The following is a 16,736-nucleotide window of genomic DNA, read 5'->3' as shown; positions in this document are numbered from 1 at the left end:
AACAAGGCTACTCGATCACTTCATCCGCCAGTGCAAGCAACGTGGGCGGAACGTCCAATCCAGCCTTTCGGGCGGCCTTCAGGTTAACGGCAAGCGGATAGCGGACGGGCCGCTCGAACGGCAGATCGGCCGGCTTGGCGCCGCGGAAGATGCGATCCACGAAGGCTGCCGCGCGCACCAGCGACTCCCCCACATCGGCCCCGTACGACATCAGCCCCCCGTCGCGGACCAGGAAGTCATACTCGTAGATCGCCGGCAGCCGCCTGGATGAAGCGAATTCGAAGATGCGCTGGCTGCTCGAAATGGTCAGCGCGTCGGCGACCATCAGCATGGCATCCGGCGGATCGGCGGTCATCGCCGCGAACGCCTGGTCGAGATCGCCAGATTTCCTGACGCCGAGCGCCTGAACGGTGATCCCGGTATCCCGCGCCACTTTCGCCGAGGCCTCGTAGCGCAGGGTCATGCCAAGGTCCTGCTCGTTCCACAGCATGGCAACCTTGTCGAGCCGCGGAGTGATTTCCTCCAACAGCTGGAGCCGCTTCGTGGTCAACTCGGCCGCAACGTCCGAGATGCCCGTGATGTTGCCCCCGGGATGCGTCAGGCTCTCGATCAGATGCGTCTCGACAGGATCGCCGACACCCCAGCCGACAACGGTCGGGATGCCCGCGGACTTTGCTGCGACAGTCGCGGCGTAGCCAAAACTCACGAGGACCTCGGCGCCGCCCGCTTTCAACTCGTCGATCAGGGCCGGCAGCTTTTCGACATCACCACGAGCGCCGCGCGCCTCGAGGACAAGATTCTTGCCGAGCACATAACCTCGTTGTGCCAGCGCATCGACGAGCATCTTGCCGAGTTGATCCGTTGCGGTTAGCGGCACGACCGGCTGGATCGTGCCGAGGCGATAAACACGGTCGGCGGTGTCCGCCGACGCAATGTTCGGCGTTGCCAGAGCGGCCCCACCAAGAAGTGCCAGAAAATCGCGCCGTTTCATCCAGACGACCTGTTCCAGGCGCCCATCACGGCGCCAGAGCCATCATATTACGAGATCTCGGACGATAAAAAAAAAGCGGCAACAGCCATTGCTGTTGCCGCTTCGCACGTAATTGATCCTTGCTCGATCCTGTGTCAGGTCGGCCGCAGTGCCTTGGAGCCGACGTCGAGATCCTTGACCTGCTTGTTGCGCTCGGAATCCGCCGCCGCGCGATGGTCGGTCGCCAGCACCACATACACCGCCGGCAGCACGAACAGCGTGAACAGCGTGCCGATCGACATGCCGGCCACGACGACCAGACCGATCGAGAAGCGGCTGGCCGCGCCCGCCCCGGACGCGGTCAGCAGCGGGATCAGACCAGTCACCATCGCGGCCGTAGTCATCAGGATCGGCCGGAGGCGGATGCGGGCCGACATTTCGATGGCCGAACGGCGATCGAGCCGTTCGTTGACCTGGAGCTCGTTGGCGAACTCCACCATCAGGATGCCGTGCTTGGTGATCAGGCCGACCAGGGTGAGCAGACCGACCTGGGTGTAGATGTTCATGGTCGCCACGCCGAAGAACAGCGGGATCAGCGCGCCGACGATCGCCATCGGCACCGAGATCATGATCACCAGCGGGTCGCGCAAACTCTCGAACTGCGCCGCCAGCACCAGGAAGATGATGATCAGCGCGAAACCGAAGGTGATCGCGAGCTGGTTGCCTTCCTGCACGTATTGCCTGCTGTCCGCGAGATAGTCGTGGCTGAAGCCCTGCGGCAGCTTCTTGGCCTCGCCTTCGAGGAAGTCGACCGCAGCGCCGACGGTCACGCCGGGCATCGGCACGGCCGAGAAGGTCGCCGAATTGAGCTGATTGTAGTGCGTCAGCGAGTTCGGGTCGGTCTTGGTCTTGATCGAGACCACGGTCGACAGCGGGAGCTGCTGGCCGGTGTTGGTCGTCACATAATAGCCACCGAGCGATTCCGGCGAGAGCCGGTCGCTGCGCGGCACCTGCGGGATCACCTGGTAGGAACGGCCCTCGAGATTGAAGCGGTTGATGTAGTTGCCGCCCAGCAGAACCGCGAGCGTGCTGCCGAGGTTCTGCATGTTGACGCCGAGATCCTGCGCCTTGGTGCGGTCGATCGTGACCTCCACGTTCGGCTGGTTATAGGCGAGGTCGCTGTCGGAGACGATGAACATGCCGCTCTTGCGCGCGGCTTCCTTCAGCTTCTCCATCTGCTCATAGACAGTCTGGAAGCTGGCGGTGGAGTTGATCACCATCTGCACCGGCAGGCCGCCCGGCCCGCCCGGCAGCGGCGGCAGGTTGAACGCGAAGGCCTGCACGCCCTCGATCTTGGAAAGCTCAGCCTGCACCAGCGGCTTCAGCTGGATCGAGGAGCGCTTGCGCTCCTCCCAAGGCTTGAGCAGCATGCCGGCGATACCGCCCTGCGGCCCGTTGATGCCGTTCAGCACGAAGCGCAGATCGGTCTCGGGGAATTTCTGGAATTCCTTGTCGAGCTTCTCGCCGTAGTAATCGACATAGTCGATGTTGGCGTATTTCGGCGCCTTGGTCACCGCGAACACGATGCCCTGGTCCTCCTCGGGCGCCAGCTCCTTTGAGGTGTGCATGTAGAGGAAGCCAACGAGCCCGAGGATCGTCACGGCGAACAGGCCGGTGATGGCCTTGTAGTCGAGCGAGCGGTCGAGCCTGCGGCCATACCAGCGCGTCAGCGCGCCGAACACCTTGTTGACGAGCTTGGCGAAGCGGCCCTCCTCGGTGTTCTTGAGCAGCACCGAGCACATCATCGGCGACAGCGTCAGCGCGATCACACCGGACACGATCACCGAGCCCGCGAGCGTGAAGGCGAATTCGCGGAACAACGAACCGGTGAGGCCGCCGAGGAAGCCGATCGGCGCATACACCGCAGCGAGCGTGATGGTCATGGAAACGACGGGCCCGACGATCTCACGCGCGCCTTGCAGCGCCGCCTGGACCGGCGTCTTCCCCTCTTCCAGATGGCGATGGATGTTCTCCACCACGACGATGGCGTCGTCGACCACGAGACCGATCGCAAGCACCATCGCGAGCAGGGTCAAGAGGTTGAAGCTGAAGCCAAGCGCCAGCATCAGGGTGCAGACGCCGATCATCGACAACGGGATGGTGACGACGGGTATGATCACCGAGCGGAGCGAAGCCAGGAACAGGAAGATGACCACGATCACGATGACCACGGCTTCGCCCAGCGTCTTCTCCACCTCGTCGATCGAGGATTGGATGAACTTGGTCGAGTCGTAGGCAACCTTCATCTTCATCGACGGCGGCAGATTGCGTTCGAGCTCGGGGAACAGCGCGCGCACGCCCTTGACCAGCGTCAGCGGATTGCCTTGCGGCGTCGCGTTCACGCCAATGAAGATCGCATGCTCGCCGTTGAAGGCGACGCTCGCATCGGTGCTCTGCGCGGCGAGTTCGACTGTGGCGATGTCTTCCATCCGCACGAAGCCGCCATCCTTGGCCTTGACTATCATCTTCCTGAACTGGTTGACGTCGGTCAGGCTGGTGTTCGTCGAGATGTTGGAAACGATGAGATAGCTCTTGGTCTGGCCCGCCGCGGACTGGAAGTTGTTGGCGGCGATCGCGGCCGCGACATCGGCCGCCGACACGTTGCGGCCGGCCATCTTCACGGGGTCAAGCCAGAGCCGCATCGCAAAGGTCTGGCCACCCAGAATATCGGCCGAAGCCACGCCGTCGACGGTCGACAGCACCGGCTGCACCACGCGCGTCAGATAGTCGGAGATCGCCGAGCCCGACAGCTCCTCGGACGAGAAGCCGAGATACATCACGGCCGTGGTCTGGCCCGTGGATTTGGTGACGATCGGATCGTTGGATTCCTTCGGGATCAGATATTTGACCGAGTTCGTCTTCGCCAGCACCTCGGTGAGCGCCTGGTTCGGATCGAAGTTCAGCTTGATGTAGACCTGGATCGTCGAGGTGCCGAGCACCGAGGACGAGGTCATGTAGTCGACGCCTTCGGCGGAGGCGACCGCCTGCTCGATCGGCGTCGTGATGAAGCCCTGGATCAGGTCCGCGGACGCGCCGGGATAGACGGTCGTGATGTTGATGACCGTGTTCGACAGCTTCGGATACTGCCGGATCGGCAGCACCATCGCCGCGCGCAGGCCGATCAGCAGGATCAGCAGGCTGACGACGACCGACAGAACCGGGCGCTTGATGAAAATATCGGTAAAGGCCATCGCGGCGATCTCGATTTCTATGTCTCAAGAAAAGTGATCCGGCAGAGCCGGATCACGTGAGTGTATTTGTCAGTAGCGCGGCGGCTGCGCCGGGATCTGCGGCGGCGGGTCGGTCGAAATCGACACCGCCGCGCCCGACTGCAGCTTGAGCTGGCCGACGGCGACGACCTTGTCGCCCGGCTTCACGCCCTTGATGATTTCGGCGCGACCGTCGACCCGGTTGCCGGTCTGCACGAAGGTGCGCACCGCGCTCAGGCTGGTCTTGCCGTCCTCTTCCTTCTTCTCGGTGATCACGAACACGGAGTCGCCGTACAGCGTGTAGTCGACTGCCGTCTCAGGCACTGTGATCACGGCCGGCTTGTTCGGCAGTACCACCGTGGTGGTCACGAACATGCCGGGCTTCAGGATCTTCTCCGGATTGGCGACGGTCGCCTGCACGCGGATGTTGCGGGTGTCGGTCGCGATCTGCGGCTCAATCGTGGTGATCTTGCCGTCGAAGGTGCGGCCCGGATAGGCGTCGACCTTGAGCCGGACCGGCTGGCCGACCTTGAGGCTGCCCGAATCCTTTTCCGTCACAGTGAAGTTGGCCCACAGCTCCGACAGATCGGTCAGCGACACGATCGCCGTGCCGGCCGTCAGATACTGACCGACCTCGACCTTGCGGACGCCGAGATCGCCGGAGAACGGCGCACGGACCAGCTTCTGCGAGATCAGCGCCTCGGTCCTGGCGATGCCGGCCAGCGCCTGGTCGTAGGCGGCCTGCGCGGAATCGACGGTCGCCTGCGGACCGAACTGGCGCGACGCCAGTTGCTTGGCGCGGTCGAGCGAAAGCTGCGCGACGGTCGCCTGTGCCTTGTAGTTGGCAAGGTCGGCCTGATCAGGCGCGTCGAACAGCTGCACCAGCGGCGTGCCGGCCTCGACGTGCGAGCCCGGCTCGAACTTGATCTCGGTGACCCGGCCGTTGACGTCGGCGCTGACATCGACCTGGTGCACGGCGACAAGGCTGCCAACCGCGGTCAAGAGGTTCGGCACCACCTCGGACTTCGCCTCGGCCGCGCTGACCGCGACCGGCGGCGGCTTGTTGTTGGCGAAGAACTGCTTGATCATCTCGCCACGGAAATAATTGAACCAGACGAGGCCGCCGACGAGCACGCCCAGGAGCGTGCCGACGATGATGAACCAGAGCACCGGGCGGACCGGACGCTTGGGAACCTTGCTGTCGATCGGTTCGCCCGAAATCTTGTGTTCGGCTACGATGTTCATGTCATGCACTTTCTGCAATCGCCGTCTTGCCGGCACCCGGCGCCAATTCGCGGCCCAAATGCGAAGCAATTGCGGCGTCGTTAAGTCCGATACCCCTCAGGAGAAACTCGCAGAGCTGGCGCTCCAGATCGTTCGCCTTGCCGTAAGCCAGACAGGGCACGGCCGGTAGCCTGGTCAGCGCCGCCGTCATCACTGTGTGATGCGCGAACCAGAACAGGTTGAGCGGCTCGTTGCTGAACGGCCGCGCGTCGCCGGCGGCGACCGCCCGCTCGAGCGACGCGACGAAGACCGCCCCGATCAGCTTCTCGATCTTGGCATATAGCAGACGGGCGAACTCGCCATCATCCAAATGACTAGTGGCCATCAGTCGCAGGCGCTGCGCCTCCTCCTGATCGGGGCCGTCGGCGATCTCCATGAAGTGCTGGACCATGCCGCGGATCACTTCGACCAGGGTGGCCGTCGACGGCTTCCGCTCGAGCAGTTCGGTGAGCGCCGGATCCGCCTCGCATTCGTCGCTGAGGATTTCGGCGTAGAGCGCCGCCTTGGACGGGAAATGCTTGAACAATAGGGCTTCGGAAATGGCAGCGGCGGCAGCCACGCTCTTCGTCGTGGTACCGATATAGCCGTGTCGGGCGAAGCAGCGTTTCGCGGCACCGAGGATCAATTGACGCCTCAGGTCGCTCGTCATACGCAATGAGCTCATGCTGGTGAGTAAGCACTCACCCACGCAAAAGTCAAGCATTATGTTGCATCGCAACCTCAATGGGTTGCAGATTCAGCAGAAAATGGCTCCGCTTTCCCCTCTTGAGGGGGCCGGCGTCGCCTGAGGCGGGCGGAATCAGATCGGCTGGAAGCCGAGGTCGCCGCGGAGCCGGTTGACGATGTAAGTCCCGTCCCGGCTTGGTAAAATCCGTTCGACGTTGGCGCTGTCGATCTTCACATTGGCAAAACGCGGCCCGGCCGAGACGTCGTGGACGGCTTTGGCAAAGGCCTCGACCTCGGCCATGGTCGAGATCGACTGGCTGTCCTTTATACCGCAGGCCCTGGCGACGCCAACGAGATCTGCGGCCGCGGAGGTGTGGCTGGTCTGGCCGCCGGTCTCGCCATAGACCTCGTTGTCGAGCACCACGATCGAGAGGTTGGACGGCTTCTGCAGGCCGATGGTGGCCAGGCTGCCCATCCCCATCAACATCTCGCCGTCGCCGGTGATGACCAGCACCGGCACCTTCGGCTGCGCCAGCGCGAGGCCCAGCCCGATCATCGCGGCGCCACCCATGCCGCCCCAGAGATAGAAGTTGCGCGCGTGGTCGCCAGCGGCGGTGATGTCGTTGGTGGAGGCCCCGAGGCCGCCGATCGCAACGACGTCCTTGCGGTTCGCAAGCAGCGCGGACACCACCCGGCGGCGGTCGAGGAGATTGGCCTTGCTCATTTGGTGAAAACCTTGGCGCCAATCAGGCGCTGCGACAGAAGGACGGCGGTGGGGGGTCAGGGCGTTGTAGGCCTGGGCTGCGGCCGCTTCGAGCACGGCCGGCACCTCGGCCGCGTTCGAGGCGCGCAGCACCTTGACGCCCGACAATTCGAACACGCCCTGCGTGGTCGATCCCATCGGCACCTGCCACGGATTGAACTCGCCCCACTCGCCGCGCATGGTCACGAGCGTGAGGAACGGAAAGCGCAGGATCGGGATCAGCGACAGCATGTTGATGCAATTGCCGACGCCGCTCGATTGCATCAGCAAGACGCCGCGCTGCCCGCCGGTCCAGGCGCCGGCCAGCAGCGCCACGCCCTCCTCCTCCGTCGTCAGCGGAATGCCGCGCATCGTGGGCGAGGCCAGCACCCGCTGGATCAGCTTCGAATGGCCGGCATCGGGCACGTAAGGCACCTGCCGAACATCGAAGCGTTGCAATGTCGCAAAAATTTCGTCGGGCCAAAGAGTGCTAGACTCAGGGGCCGTGTCGGCATCAGCGCGGGCGTGCATTTTCCTGTCCGGTCGACTTGCAAATCACGGCACGACTGTAGACGGTGATCCGCACCGCTCGAAAGAGCGAAAACGGCATATCGGTCTCAACCGGCGAGTATGGCGGCATGAACGCAAGTGCGAAAGAACTGGCGGCCAATTTCGATCTGGAGAAGCTGACGCCCGAATTCTACGACGATCCCTACCCAACTTATCGTGCACTGCGGGAGAACGATCCGGTCAAGCGCCTGCCGAACGGCACCGTCTTCCTGACCCGCTATGACGACCTCGTCACCACCTACAAGAACACAAAATCCTTCAGCTCGGACAAGAAGCGCGAGTTCGCGCCGAAATACGGCGACACGCCGCTCTACGAGCACCACACCACAAGCCTCGTCTTCAACGATCCGCCCTCGCACACCCGCGTGCGGCGCCTGATCATGGGCGCGCTGTCGCCACGCGCGATCGCAGGGATGGAGCCTGATATCATCAAGCTGGTCGACGGCCTGCTCGACGCCATCGCCGCCAAAGGAAGCTGCGAGCTGATCGAGGACTTCGCCGCATCTATCCCGATCGAGGTGATCGGCAATCTGCTCGACGTGCCCCACGACGAGCGCGAGCCGCTGCGTGACTGGTCGCTGGCGATCCTCGGCGCGCTCGAGCCGGTGGTATCGCCCGAGGTGGCTGCGCGCGGCAACAAGGCGGTGACGGATTTTCTCGCTTACCTCAAAACGCTGGTCGCGCGACGGCGCGAGAAGCCGGGCAATCCCGAGCGCGACGTGCTGACGCGCCTGATCCAGGGCGAGGAGAATGGCGAGCGGCTGACCGAGAAGGAGCTGCTGCACAACTGCATCTTCCTGCTCAATGCCGGCCACGAGACCACAACCAACCTGATCGGCAACGGTCTCGTGGCACTGGACCGGAACCCGGGCCAGAAGCAGCGGCTGATCGACAATCCCGAGCTCATCAAGACCGCGGTCGAGGAGGTGCTCCGCTACGAGAGCTCGAACCAGCTCGGCAACCGCATGACCACGGAGCGGGTCGAACTCGGCGGCGTCGTGCTCGATGGCGGCACGTCGGTGACGTTGTGCATCGGGGCGGCCAATCGCGACCCCGCACAATTTCCGGACCCCGAACGCTTCGACATCGCGCGCACGCCGAACCGGCATCTCGCTTTCGCCACCGGCGCGCATCAATGCGCCGGCATGGCGCTGGCGCGGCTCGAAGGCGCCATCGCGATCTCGCACTTCCTGGCGCGCTTCCCGAACTATGCCGTGAGCGGCCAGCCAGTGCGAGGCGGACGGGTACGGTTCCGCGGCTTCCTGAGCGTGCCCTGCTCCATCGGCTGAGAATTTCTGAACGAGCCGCGCATGATCGGTTAGAATACGCGAGGCGCATGAGCTGTGAGTGACGAAGGATGAGTAGTCCGCCAGTGACCGATTTCATCGCGAGGGAGGCGCGCTTCGGCGCCCGCAATTACGAGCCGCTCGGCGTTGTCCTGTCGCACGGCGAAGGCGTGTTCGTCTGGGACACCCACGGCAACCGATATCTTGATTGCCTCTCCGCCTATTCGGCACTCAACCAGGGCCACTGTCACCCGAAAATCCTGGCGGCGATGGTCGAACAGGCCGGTCGACTGACCCTGACTTCGCGGGCATTCCACAACGACCAGCTCGCTCCCTTCTACGAAGAGATCGCGGAGCTGACCGGCTCCCACAAGGTGCTGCCGATGAACAGCGGGGCCGAGGCGGTGGAGAGCGCGATCAAGTCCGTTCGCAAATGGGGCTATGAGGTGAAGGGGGTGCCCGACGGGCAAGCCGAGATCATCGTCTGTGCCAACAATTTCCATGGACGCACCCTCGGCATCGTTGGTTTCTCGACCGACGCGGCGACGCGCGAACACTTCGGACCTTTCGCGCCGGGCTTCAGGATCATTCCGTTCGGCGATCTCGCCGCGCTGGAATCGGCGATCACGCCGAACACCGTCGCCTTCCTGGTCGAGCCGATCCAGGGCGAAGCCGGCGTCATCATTCCGCCGGCAGGCTATTTCACGGGAGTGCGCGAGCTCTGCACCGCGCACGACGTGATGCTGATCCTCGACGAGATCCAGACCGGGCTCGGTCGCACCGGCAAGCTGCTTGCGGAGCAGCACGAGGGCATCGAGGCGGACGTGACGCTGCTCGGCAAAGCTCTGTCCGGCGGTTTTTATCCGGTCTCGGCCGTGCTTTCCAACAACGAGGTCCTCGGCACGCTGAAGCCCGGCCAGCATGGCTCGACGTTTGGTGGCAACCCGCTCGCCTGTGCGGTGGCGCGCGCGGCGCTGCGCGTTCTCGTCGAGGAAGGAATGATCGAGAACGCTGCGGTGCAGGGCGAGCGCTTCCTGCAAGGCCTCAGAAGCATCCGCGCCAACACCGTCCGCGAGGTGCGCGGACGCGGGCTGATGCTGGCGGTCGAGCTCAATCCCGAGGCTGGACGGGCGCGCCGCTACTGCGAGGCTCTGCAGCTCGAAGGCATCCTCGCCAAGGATACCCACGAGCACACGATCCGCTTCGCCCCGCCGCTGGTGATCACCAGCGACCAGGTCGACTGGGCACTGGAACGGATCGCGGCCACCCTTACACGGGATTTGGCCTAAGGCCTGCCTGCGTCGGAATACCGCAATGCCGGCGGCGGCCGAACGATTTGGGCGCCTGCGCGTTGACAGTTGCGGGCGACTCGACGAGCGGAGAGCTGCAATCATGCTTTCGCGTGGTGTTTGCTTTACGGCGTTTTTGGTTGGTGTTTCGATACTAGCGGCGGACGTCGGCGTGTCCGCCCAGGATCACCATGGAAGGGGTGGACCACCGGGGCCGGCTGCACGACCGGCAGCACCACCGCCGATGGCCCGTCCGGCGGCGCCGCCAGCCATGGCGCGTCCCGCCGCACCGACATTCCATCCTCCTGCCATGCCCCAGCGGCCGGCGATGGCGCCACATCCGGCGCCCCACATCGCCTCACCGCCGCCGCGTCCGACCCCACACTTTGCTGCACCACCGCGAGCTTCCCCGCACGTGGCGGCACCGCGGCCGACACCGCATATCGCCGCCCCCTCACCCCGACGCGCACCACCGGCCGTGAGCGCGCGGCCATCGCGACAGGAGCAGGTGGAAGAGCGCGCGCAACAGCGTCAGCAGCAAATCCAGCAACGCCAGCAGATCACGCAACAACGCCAGCGCGACGCGCTGACGCGCCAGAGCACGGAACGGCAGAGCCGCCTCGATCGGATGCAGCAGCGCGTCCAGCAATTGCAGTCGCAGAAGCCGGAAGGCCTACGGGCCCAGCGTGCACAGGAGCGGGCGCTGCAGACACAGAACCGGCTGCTCCAACGCGAACAGAGCATGCAACAGCGGGATCAGGCGCGCTTGCAGCGGTTGGGACCTGAGCCGACGACTGTTGGGCGAGCCGCCACTGCCGCCGCCGTGCAGGCCGCCGAGCGCGGGCGATTTGCGGAGCGTTTCCGCGAGCATGCCACCCCGCAAAGCCAAGCGGCGCTCATCACCCGCCAGAGCGGCTGGGCTCCCCGGCAGGCCTGGCGGCACCGTCATCCTGCGGTCTTCGTGGCGTGGCTTGGGCCGGTGTTCTGGCCGTATGCCTATTCCGATATTTTTGACTACACGTTCTGGTCCTACGCGTACGACCCCGGCTATTGGGCCTATGCCTACGACGACTTCGTCGACACCGTGTTCTGGGGCGGGGCTGGCGCCTATTCCGCCTATGCCAGCATCAACCCGAGTGACTATCCGCAAGCCGGTGCGAGTTACCGCGCGCGCCGGGGCGCCAGCGTAAGCCCGCAGACGCTACGACAATTGTGTGACGCTCCGGACAAAGGCGTGACCGCATGGCCGTTCGCGTCGATCGCCCAGGCGGTTCGGCCGACGCCCGAGCAGCGCACCCTGCTCGACGACTTGAAGGCCGCGGCGGCACAGGCCGCCGATGCATTCAAGCAATCCTGCAATGACTCGTATGCGCTGACGCCACCCGGCCGCTTGCGCGCGATGACGAACCGCGTCAGCGCGACGCTCGAGGCGGTGAAGATCGTGCGACCGGCGCTCGAAAAGTTCTATGGCTCGCTCAGCGACGAGCAGCAGGCGCGTTTTAACGCGCTCGGCCCAAATGTCGGCGAGCGTTCGCAGCAGCCGCAGCAGCAGGAGGCAAATGCCCAGTCCGAAAGCTGCGGCGACCCGAAATCCAGCCTGACGCGGCTCCCGATCGAGCGGATCGAGGCGGTGGTCCATCCGGCGGGCAAGCAAAAGGAAGCACTCGACCGATTGAGCGACGCGACCAATCAGGCAGTTAAAGCCCTGCAGGCTGCCTGCCCAGATGACGTGCCGCTGACGCCGGTGGGGCGACTCGAAGCGATGCAGAAACGGCTCGAAGCCATGCTGAAAGCTGCCAATCGGGTGCAGCCGGCATTGGACGAGTTCTATGCGACGCTGAGCAGCGAGCAGAAGGCGCGCTTCAACACGCTGCCCCAGACGGCAAGCCAGTGACCGCCACCAGCATTGCTTGGAGTGTCGCCCCTAAACCACGCTTCGGTGCCGCTCGATGCAGGTGCGCAGCACCTCGTCGATCGGCTTGCCCCACCAGTCGTTGGAGAAAATCTCGATCTCCGAATAGCCGGTGTAGCCTTGCGCCTCGACCGCGGCGCGCACCGACTTGATGTCGATGATGCCGTCGCCCATCATGCCGCGGTCATTGAGGATGTCCTTCGTCGGCACCATCCAGTCGCAGACATGGAAGGCCAGCAGGCGGTCCTTGCCGGCGCGCGCGATCTGGCCCATCAGCTCCGGATCCCACCAGATGTGATAGACGTCGAGCGCGACACCGAGCATGCCGCTACGACCGGGATCGAGCCGGTCGCAGATGTCGAGCGCCTGCTTTGTGGTGTTCACGCAGGCGCGGTCGGCCGCATAGGCAGGGTGCAACGGTTCGATGGCCAGCGGCAGCTTGGCCTGTCTGGCGTAGTCGAGCATCTCGGCAAGGGCTTCCTCGACCTGCGTCCGCGCTCCCGCGATGTTCTTGGACGCCTCGCTGCCGGGCCGCGAATATTGCGGCAGGCCGCCGACGACCAGGACGATGCAGGAGGCGCCCAGCGCCTTGGCTTCATCGACGCAGCGCCGGTTGTCGTCGCGCACCTCGCCCCGGCGCGACGCGTCCGAGGTGAACATGCCGCCGCGGCAATAGCCCGAGAGATCGAGGCCGGCATCGCGCACCGCGCGCACGGCGCGGTCGAGACCGACGGAAGCGACCTGGTCGCGCCAGGGGTCGATGGCGCGGATGCCATGCCTGACACAGGCATCGATGATCTGAACGAGGTCACCCTGCTTGCGGACCGTCGCCGTGTTCAGCGACAGCCAGCGGTGGTCGGACGAGAAATCGCGCATCAGGATTCGATCCCGTGCGAGGCCAGCACGGTCTTCATCCGCCGCGTCGCCAGCTCCGGATTGGCGAGCAGGCCCGCCCGATCGGCCAGGCGGAACAGTTCCGCCAGATGCAGCATCGAGCGCGTGCTCTCCTGGCCGCCGGCCATAGTGAAGTGATCCTGGTGACCGTTCAGATAGGCCATGAACACCACGCCCGTCTTGTAGAAGCGCGTCGGCGCCTTGAAGATGTGGCGCGACAGCGGCACCGTCGGCCCCAGCACGTCGTGGAAGCCGGCCTCGTCGCCGGCAGCTAACCGCGACAGTGCGTAGGAGGCCGCCGGCGCGATCGCGTCGAAGATGCCGAGCAGCGCGTGCGAAAAACCCTGCTCGTCGCCGGCGATCAGCTCCGCGTAGTTGAAGTCGTCGCCGGTATACATCTTGATGCGCTTGTCCAGCCGCCGGCGCATGTCGATCTCGCGCTGCTTGTCGAGCAGCGAGACTTTCACGCCGTCCACCTTGCCGGCGTTGCCGTTGATGATGGCCACCGCCGTGTCCATCGCCTTGTCGAGGTCCTTGGTGCCCCAATAACCCGTCAGCGCCGGATCGAACATGTCGCCGAGCCAGTGGATGATCACGGGCTCGCGAACTTGCGACAGCACGCGGTCATAGACCTTCGCGTAATCGTCGGCGTTGCGGCCGAGCTTGGCCAGCGCACGCGATGCCATCAGGATGATGCGGCCACCAACCTTCTCGACTGCCGATATCTGCTCCGCATAGGCGCGGATCACATCGTCGATGGTCTTGGCATCCTCGACCGCGAGATGATCGGTGCCCGCCCCAGAAAACACCAGCGCATTGCGGCGCTTGGCGGCAGACACCGAACGCGTGATCAGCTCCAGAGAAGTCGGCCAGTCCAGCCCCATGCCGCGCTGCGCAGTGTCCATCGCTTCCGCAACACCGAGGCCTAGGTCCCAGACGTGCTCGCGGAAGGCGATGGTCTTGTCCCAGTCGACGGCAACCGAGAGCCAGGGATCGTTGTCCGCGAAGGGATCGACGACCGTGTGCACGGCTGAGAAGGCGATGCGGTTCAGCGTGCCCTCGAGCTTTGCGGGAAAGCTCCGCGACGCCGCGAGCCGGTAGGTCTCGATGGACCGGTCGGCTTTCGGCAGCTTCAGCGACAATGACGACATCGGCTGGACGGGTTTATTCATGATTTCGGACCTTTCCCCGTCATTGCGCGGAGCGAAGCGACGAAGCAATCCAGCCTCCCTTCGCGGAGGCGTTCTGGATTGCTTCGCTTCGCTCGCAATGACGGCTCAATACACATCGAGACTTATCCAATAGACCTCAGGCCTTGATCGGAGCGACGTCGATCCAGCGCCGCTCCTTCCAGCTCTTCAGCGCGCATTCGGCAAGCTGCACGCCCTTGGCGCCTTCGAGCAGCGTGAATTTGTAGGGCGCATCCTCGTAGACGTGGCGGATGAACATCTCCCACTGCTCCTTGAAGCCGTTGTCGTAGGTGACGTTGTCCGGCAGCTTCTGCCAGTCGCCATAGAAATCGTGCAGCCGCTTCTCGTCGGGATTCCACACCGGCCGGGGCGTCGCCTGCCGCGCCTGGATCATGCAGTCGGTCAGCCCTGCAACCGCCGAGCCGTGCGTGCCGTCGACCTGGAAGGTGACGAGGTCGTCGCGATAGACGCGCGTCACCCAGGACATGTTGATGTGGGCAATGACGCCGCCCTTGAGCTGGAACGTCGCATAAGCGGAGTCGTCGGCGGTCGCCTTGTACTTCTTGCCCTGCTCGTCGAAACGCTCGGGGATGTCGGTGTTGCCGATGCAGACCACGCTCTCGACCTCGCCGAAGAGATTGTCGAGCACGTAGCGCCAGTGGCAGACCATGTCGAGGATGATGCCGCCGCCGTCCTCGTCGCGGTAATTCCAGGACGGCCGTTGCGCCTCCTGCCAGCCGCCTTCGAACACCCAATAGCCGAACTCGCCGCGCACCGAGAGGATGCGGCCGAAGAAGCCGGAGTCGCGCAGGAAGGCGATCTTCTTCAGGCCGGGCAGGAACAGCTTGTCCTGCACCGTGCCGTGCTTGACGCCCTTGGCGTTCGCAAGTTTCACGACTTCGACGGCTTCCTCGAAGTTCGTCGCGATCGGCTTCTCGCAATAGACGTGCTTGCCGGCATTGATGGCCTGGGTCAACAGGCCCGGCCGGGCCTGCGTGGTCGCGGCGTCGAAGAACATGGTGTCGTTCTTGTCGGCGAGCGCCGCGTCGAGGTCGGTGGTCCAGCGCGTAATGTTGAAGCTCTTGGCAAGCCCCTCGACCTTCTCGGCGCTGCGACCGACGAGGATCGGATCGGGCATCACGCGGTCGCCGTTCTTCAGCCTGACGCCGCCCTGGTCGCGGATCGCGACGATCGAGCGGATCAAATGCTGGTTGAGCCCCATGCGGCCGGTGATGCCGTTCATGATGAGGCCGAGGCGTTGGGTGGTCATGCCGATTGCTCCTGAAGTGATTTTGGCTGTTCGAGCGGGCGAAGCGCCGACCAGTCCGGATGGACCGACGTCGCAAAGCCCGTTGCGTTGAGCGATCCCGTCAGGAGATCGCCGTTGTGAATGGAGAGGCGGATGCCCTGCCCGGCATCGGCATAGAGATCGGGATGCGCGGCTGCGAAGGCCTGCGCTTCAGCGACCGGCGTCTCGCCAAAGCCGTCGACATAGTGATGGCCGTTGCGCTCGGCATGGGTGACGCCGATCAGGGCGCCGAGCGCGAGATCCTGCTGTACGGCAAGGCCCGCCTGGCAGGTGAGGTCCTCGCCGGTCACGAAGAACCTCTCGCCGCCCGCGCTCCATTTCGCCGCACGCGTCGCGTTGACGACGGACTTGTAGAGGCCCTTGCACGACTTCGACGAAATGCCGCAATAGCCAAGCGCCCGCGCTGCGGGGAATGCATCGTAGGAATCGTCGGCCTCGTCGATGATGAAGCCGTGCGCCGCCAGCGAGCCGAGCGGCGATTGCCTCGTGACATCACGTGGCATCGGCTGCTCGACATAGAGCAATCGCGACGCAATCGGTCGCAATGCGGGATCGAGATCGAGCCGGTCCATCAGCGCGCGCAGCGCGGCGAGATCGGCGTACTGCTCGTTCGCGTCGAGCGTCACCTTGTAGCCGCGTCCCAGCGTATCGAGTTCCTTGCCGATGCGCGCCAGGCGCGCCGCATCGTCGGCGGGATCGCCCGACAGCTTGAGCTTGAAGTAACTGGCACCGGCGTTCTCGCGTACGTCCGCAACGCCACCCTCGCCTTCGACCGTATCGTCGAGACCGACAGTGTGCCTGACAGCAACACGCTGCAGCGGCTTCCGGCCGGAGAGAAACGTCGCGACGTCCACTTCCTTCAGGTCCGGTGATAGCCGCGCATCGATGCCCGCGATGTTGCCGGCCATTCCATCGAAGAAGTTGGTCTCCGCGGCGCGCAACAATGCATCGAGGATCGCCTTGTCGATTTCCGCAGGGCCATAAGCCGCAGCAAGCGCCGGAATATTCTTTTTCGCACAGGTCGCGATCTGGGCGCCGATGCACGAAGCATGCAAATCGAACGCCGTCAGGAATCCAGTCCGCGCCAGATAAAGGCCGCGCGCGATCTCCAGCGAGCGGCGCAAGCCGTCGACCGTCTGCGCCGGCGATAGCTCCGGCCGCTTGTCGAACCATTTTGGCACCAGCAGCTCGGCGCTGGCGCCGACCGCGGTTCCCCTGCCCTCGACCTCGATCTCGGCCCTTACGAACAGCTGCGGCGTCGCGTCGATGGTAATCGCGCCAAAGCGGAACGGCCGCGCGAAACGCGTCGGTCGTTCGAAAAATGCGATGTCTCGCAGCTTCAGGCGCGGCGCCAT

Annotated in this window: 12 protein-coding genes and 1 pseudogene; 3 read left to right on the top strand and 10 right to left on the bottom strand. The window is 64.5% G+C overall.

Annotated features, from left to right (window positions below):
- Positions 1-7 precede the first annotated feature (7 nt).
- The 6 genes and pseudogenes from AC630_RS17830 to AC630_RS17805 form a co-directional block, all read right to left on the bottom strand.
- The gene (locus tag AC630_RS17830) at positions 8-991 is read right to left on the bottom strand and encodes an ABC transporter substrate-binding protein (protein WP_074119795.1); all 984 of its coding nucleotides are present in this window, start codon (positions 989-991) and stop codon (positions 8-10) included.
- A 134-nt stretch (positions 992-1,125) separates the two neighbouring features.
- Complete coding sequence (locus AC630_RS17825) at positions 1,126-4,221, bottom strand: MexW/MexI family multidrug efflux RND transporter permease subunit (RefSeq protein WP_074119794.1); 3,096 nt, start codon at positions 4,219-4,221, stop codon at positions 1,126-1,128.
- Between the two features lie 69 nt (positions 4,222-4,290).
- Positions 4,291-5,484, bottom strand: a complete 1,194-nt coding sequence (locus AC630_RS17820; RefSeq protein WP_074119793.1) for an efflux RND transporter periplasmic adaptor subunit — start codon at positions 5,482-5,484, stop codon at positions 4,291-4,293.
- Between the two features lies 1 nt (position 5,485).
- Complete coding sequence (locus tag AC630_RS17815; protein ID WP_074119792.1) at positions 5,486-6,187, bottom strand: TetR/AcrR family transcriptional regulator; 702 nt, start codon at positions 6,185-6,187, stop codon at positions 5,486-5,488.
- A gap of 135 nt (positions 6,188-6,322) precedes the next feature.
- On the bottom strand, positions 6,323-6,913 hold the full coding sequence (locus AC630_RS17810) for a thiamine pyrophosphate-dependent enzyme (RefSeq protein WP_074119791.1): 591 nt from the start codon (positions 6,911-6,913) through the stop codon (positions 6,323-6,325).
- Positions 6,910-7,462 (bottom strand): annotated as a pseudogene (locus AC630_RS17805) (phosphonopyruvate decarboxylase). Before AC630_RS17805 ends, AC630_RS17810 begins: the two are co-directional and overlap by 4 nt.
- Before the next feature lie 107 nt (positions 7,463-7,569).
- Here AC630_RS17805 and AC630_RS17800 point away from each other — a divergent pair.
- The 3 genes from AC630_RS17800 to AC630_RS17790 all read left to right on the top strand — a co-directional run bounded on the left by AC630_RS17800 (position 7,570) and on the right by AC630_RS17790 (position 11,970).
- The gene (locus AC630_RS17800; protein WP_074119899.1) at positions 7,570-8,790 is read left to right on the top strand and encodes a cytochrome P450; all 1,221 of its coding nucleotides are present in this window, start codon (positions 7,570-7,572) and stop codon (positions 8,788-8,790) included.
- Between the two features lie 68 nt (positions 8,791-8,858).
- The gene (gene rocD, locus AC630_RS17795; protein WP_074119790.1) at positions 8,859-10,076 is read left to right on the top strand and encodes an ornithine--oxo-acid transaminase; all 1,218 of its coding nucleotides are present in this window, start codon (positions 8,859-8,861) and stop codon (positions 10,074-10,076) included.
- A 508-nt stretch (positions 10,077-10,584) separates the two neighbouring features.
- A complete protein-coding gene (locus tag AC630_RS17790) occupies positions 10,585-11,970 on the top strand; it encodes a Spy/CpxP family protein refolding chaperone (RefSeq protein ID WP_245330433.1) in 1,386 nt (461 codons plus the stop codon).
- A gap of 30 nt (positions 11,971-12,000) precedes the next feature.
- Here AC630_RS17790 and AC630_RS17785 read toward each other — a convergent pair whose 3' ends face one another.
- From AC630_RS17785 to AC630_RS17770, 4 genes are all read right to left on the bottom strand, one after another.
- On the bottom strand, positions 12,001-12,864 hold the full coding sequence (locus AC630_RS17785) for a sugar phosphate isomerase/epimerase family protein (protein ID WP_074119788.1): 864 nt from the start codon (positions 12,862-12,864) through the stop codon (positions 12,001-12,003).
- Positions 12,864-14,054, bottom strand: a complete 1,191-nt coding sequence (locus AC630_RS17780; protein WP_074119787.1) for a dihydrodipicolinate synthase family protein — start codon at positions 14,052-14,054, stop codon at positions 12,864-12,866. Before AC630_RS17780 ends, AC630_RS17785 begins: the two co-directional genes overlap by 1 nt.
- Before the next feature lie 136 nt (positions 14,055-14,190).
- Positions 14,191-15,342, bottom strand: a complete 1,152-nt coding sequence (locus AC630_RS17775) for a Gfo/Idh/MocA family protein (RefSeq protein WP_074119786.1) — start codon at positions 15,340-15,342, stop codon at positions 14,191-14,193.
- Positions 15,339-16,736 (bottom strand): enolase-like domain-containing protein, encoded by a 1,398-nt coding sequence (locus tag AC630_RS17770; protein WP_074119785.1) that lies wholly within the window; start codon positions 16,734-16,736, stop codon positions 15,339-15,341. Before AC630_RS17770 ends, AC630_RS17775 begins: the two co-directional genes overlap by 4 nt.

Origin of the sequence: Bradyrhizobium sp. AS23.2 (assembly GCF_001908185.1) — a bacterium.
Taxonomy (GTDB): domain Bacteria; phylum Pseudomonadota; class Alphaproteobacteria; order Rhizobiales; family Xanthobacteraceae; genus Bradyrhizobium.
This window is presented reverse-complemented; position numbering and strand designations above follow the sequence as displayed.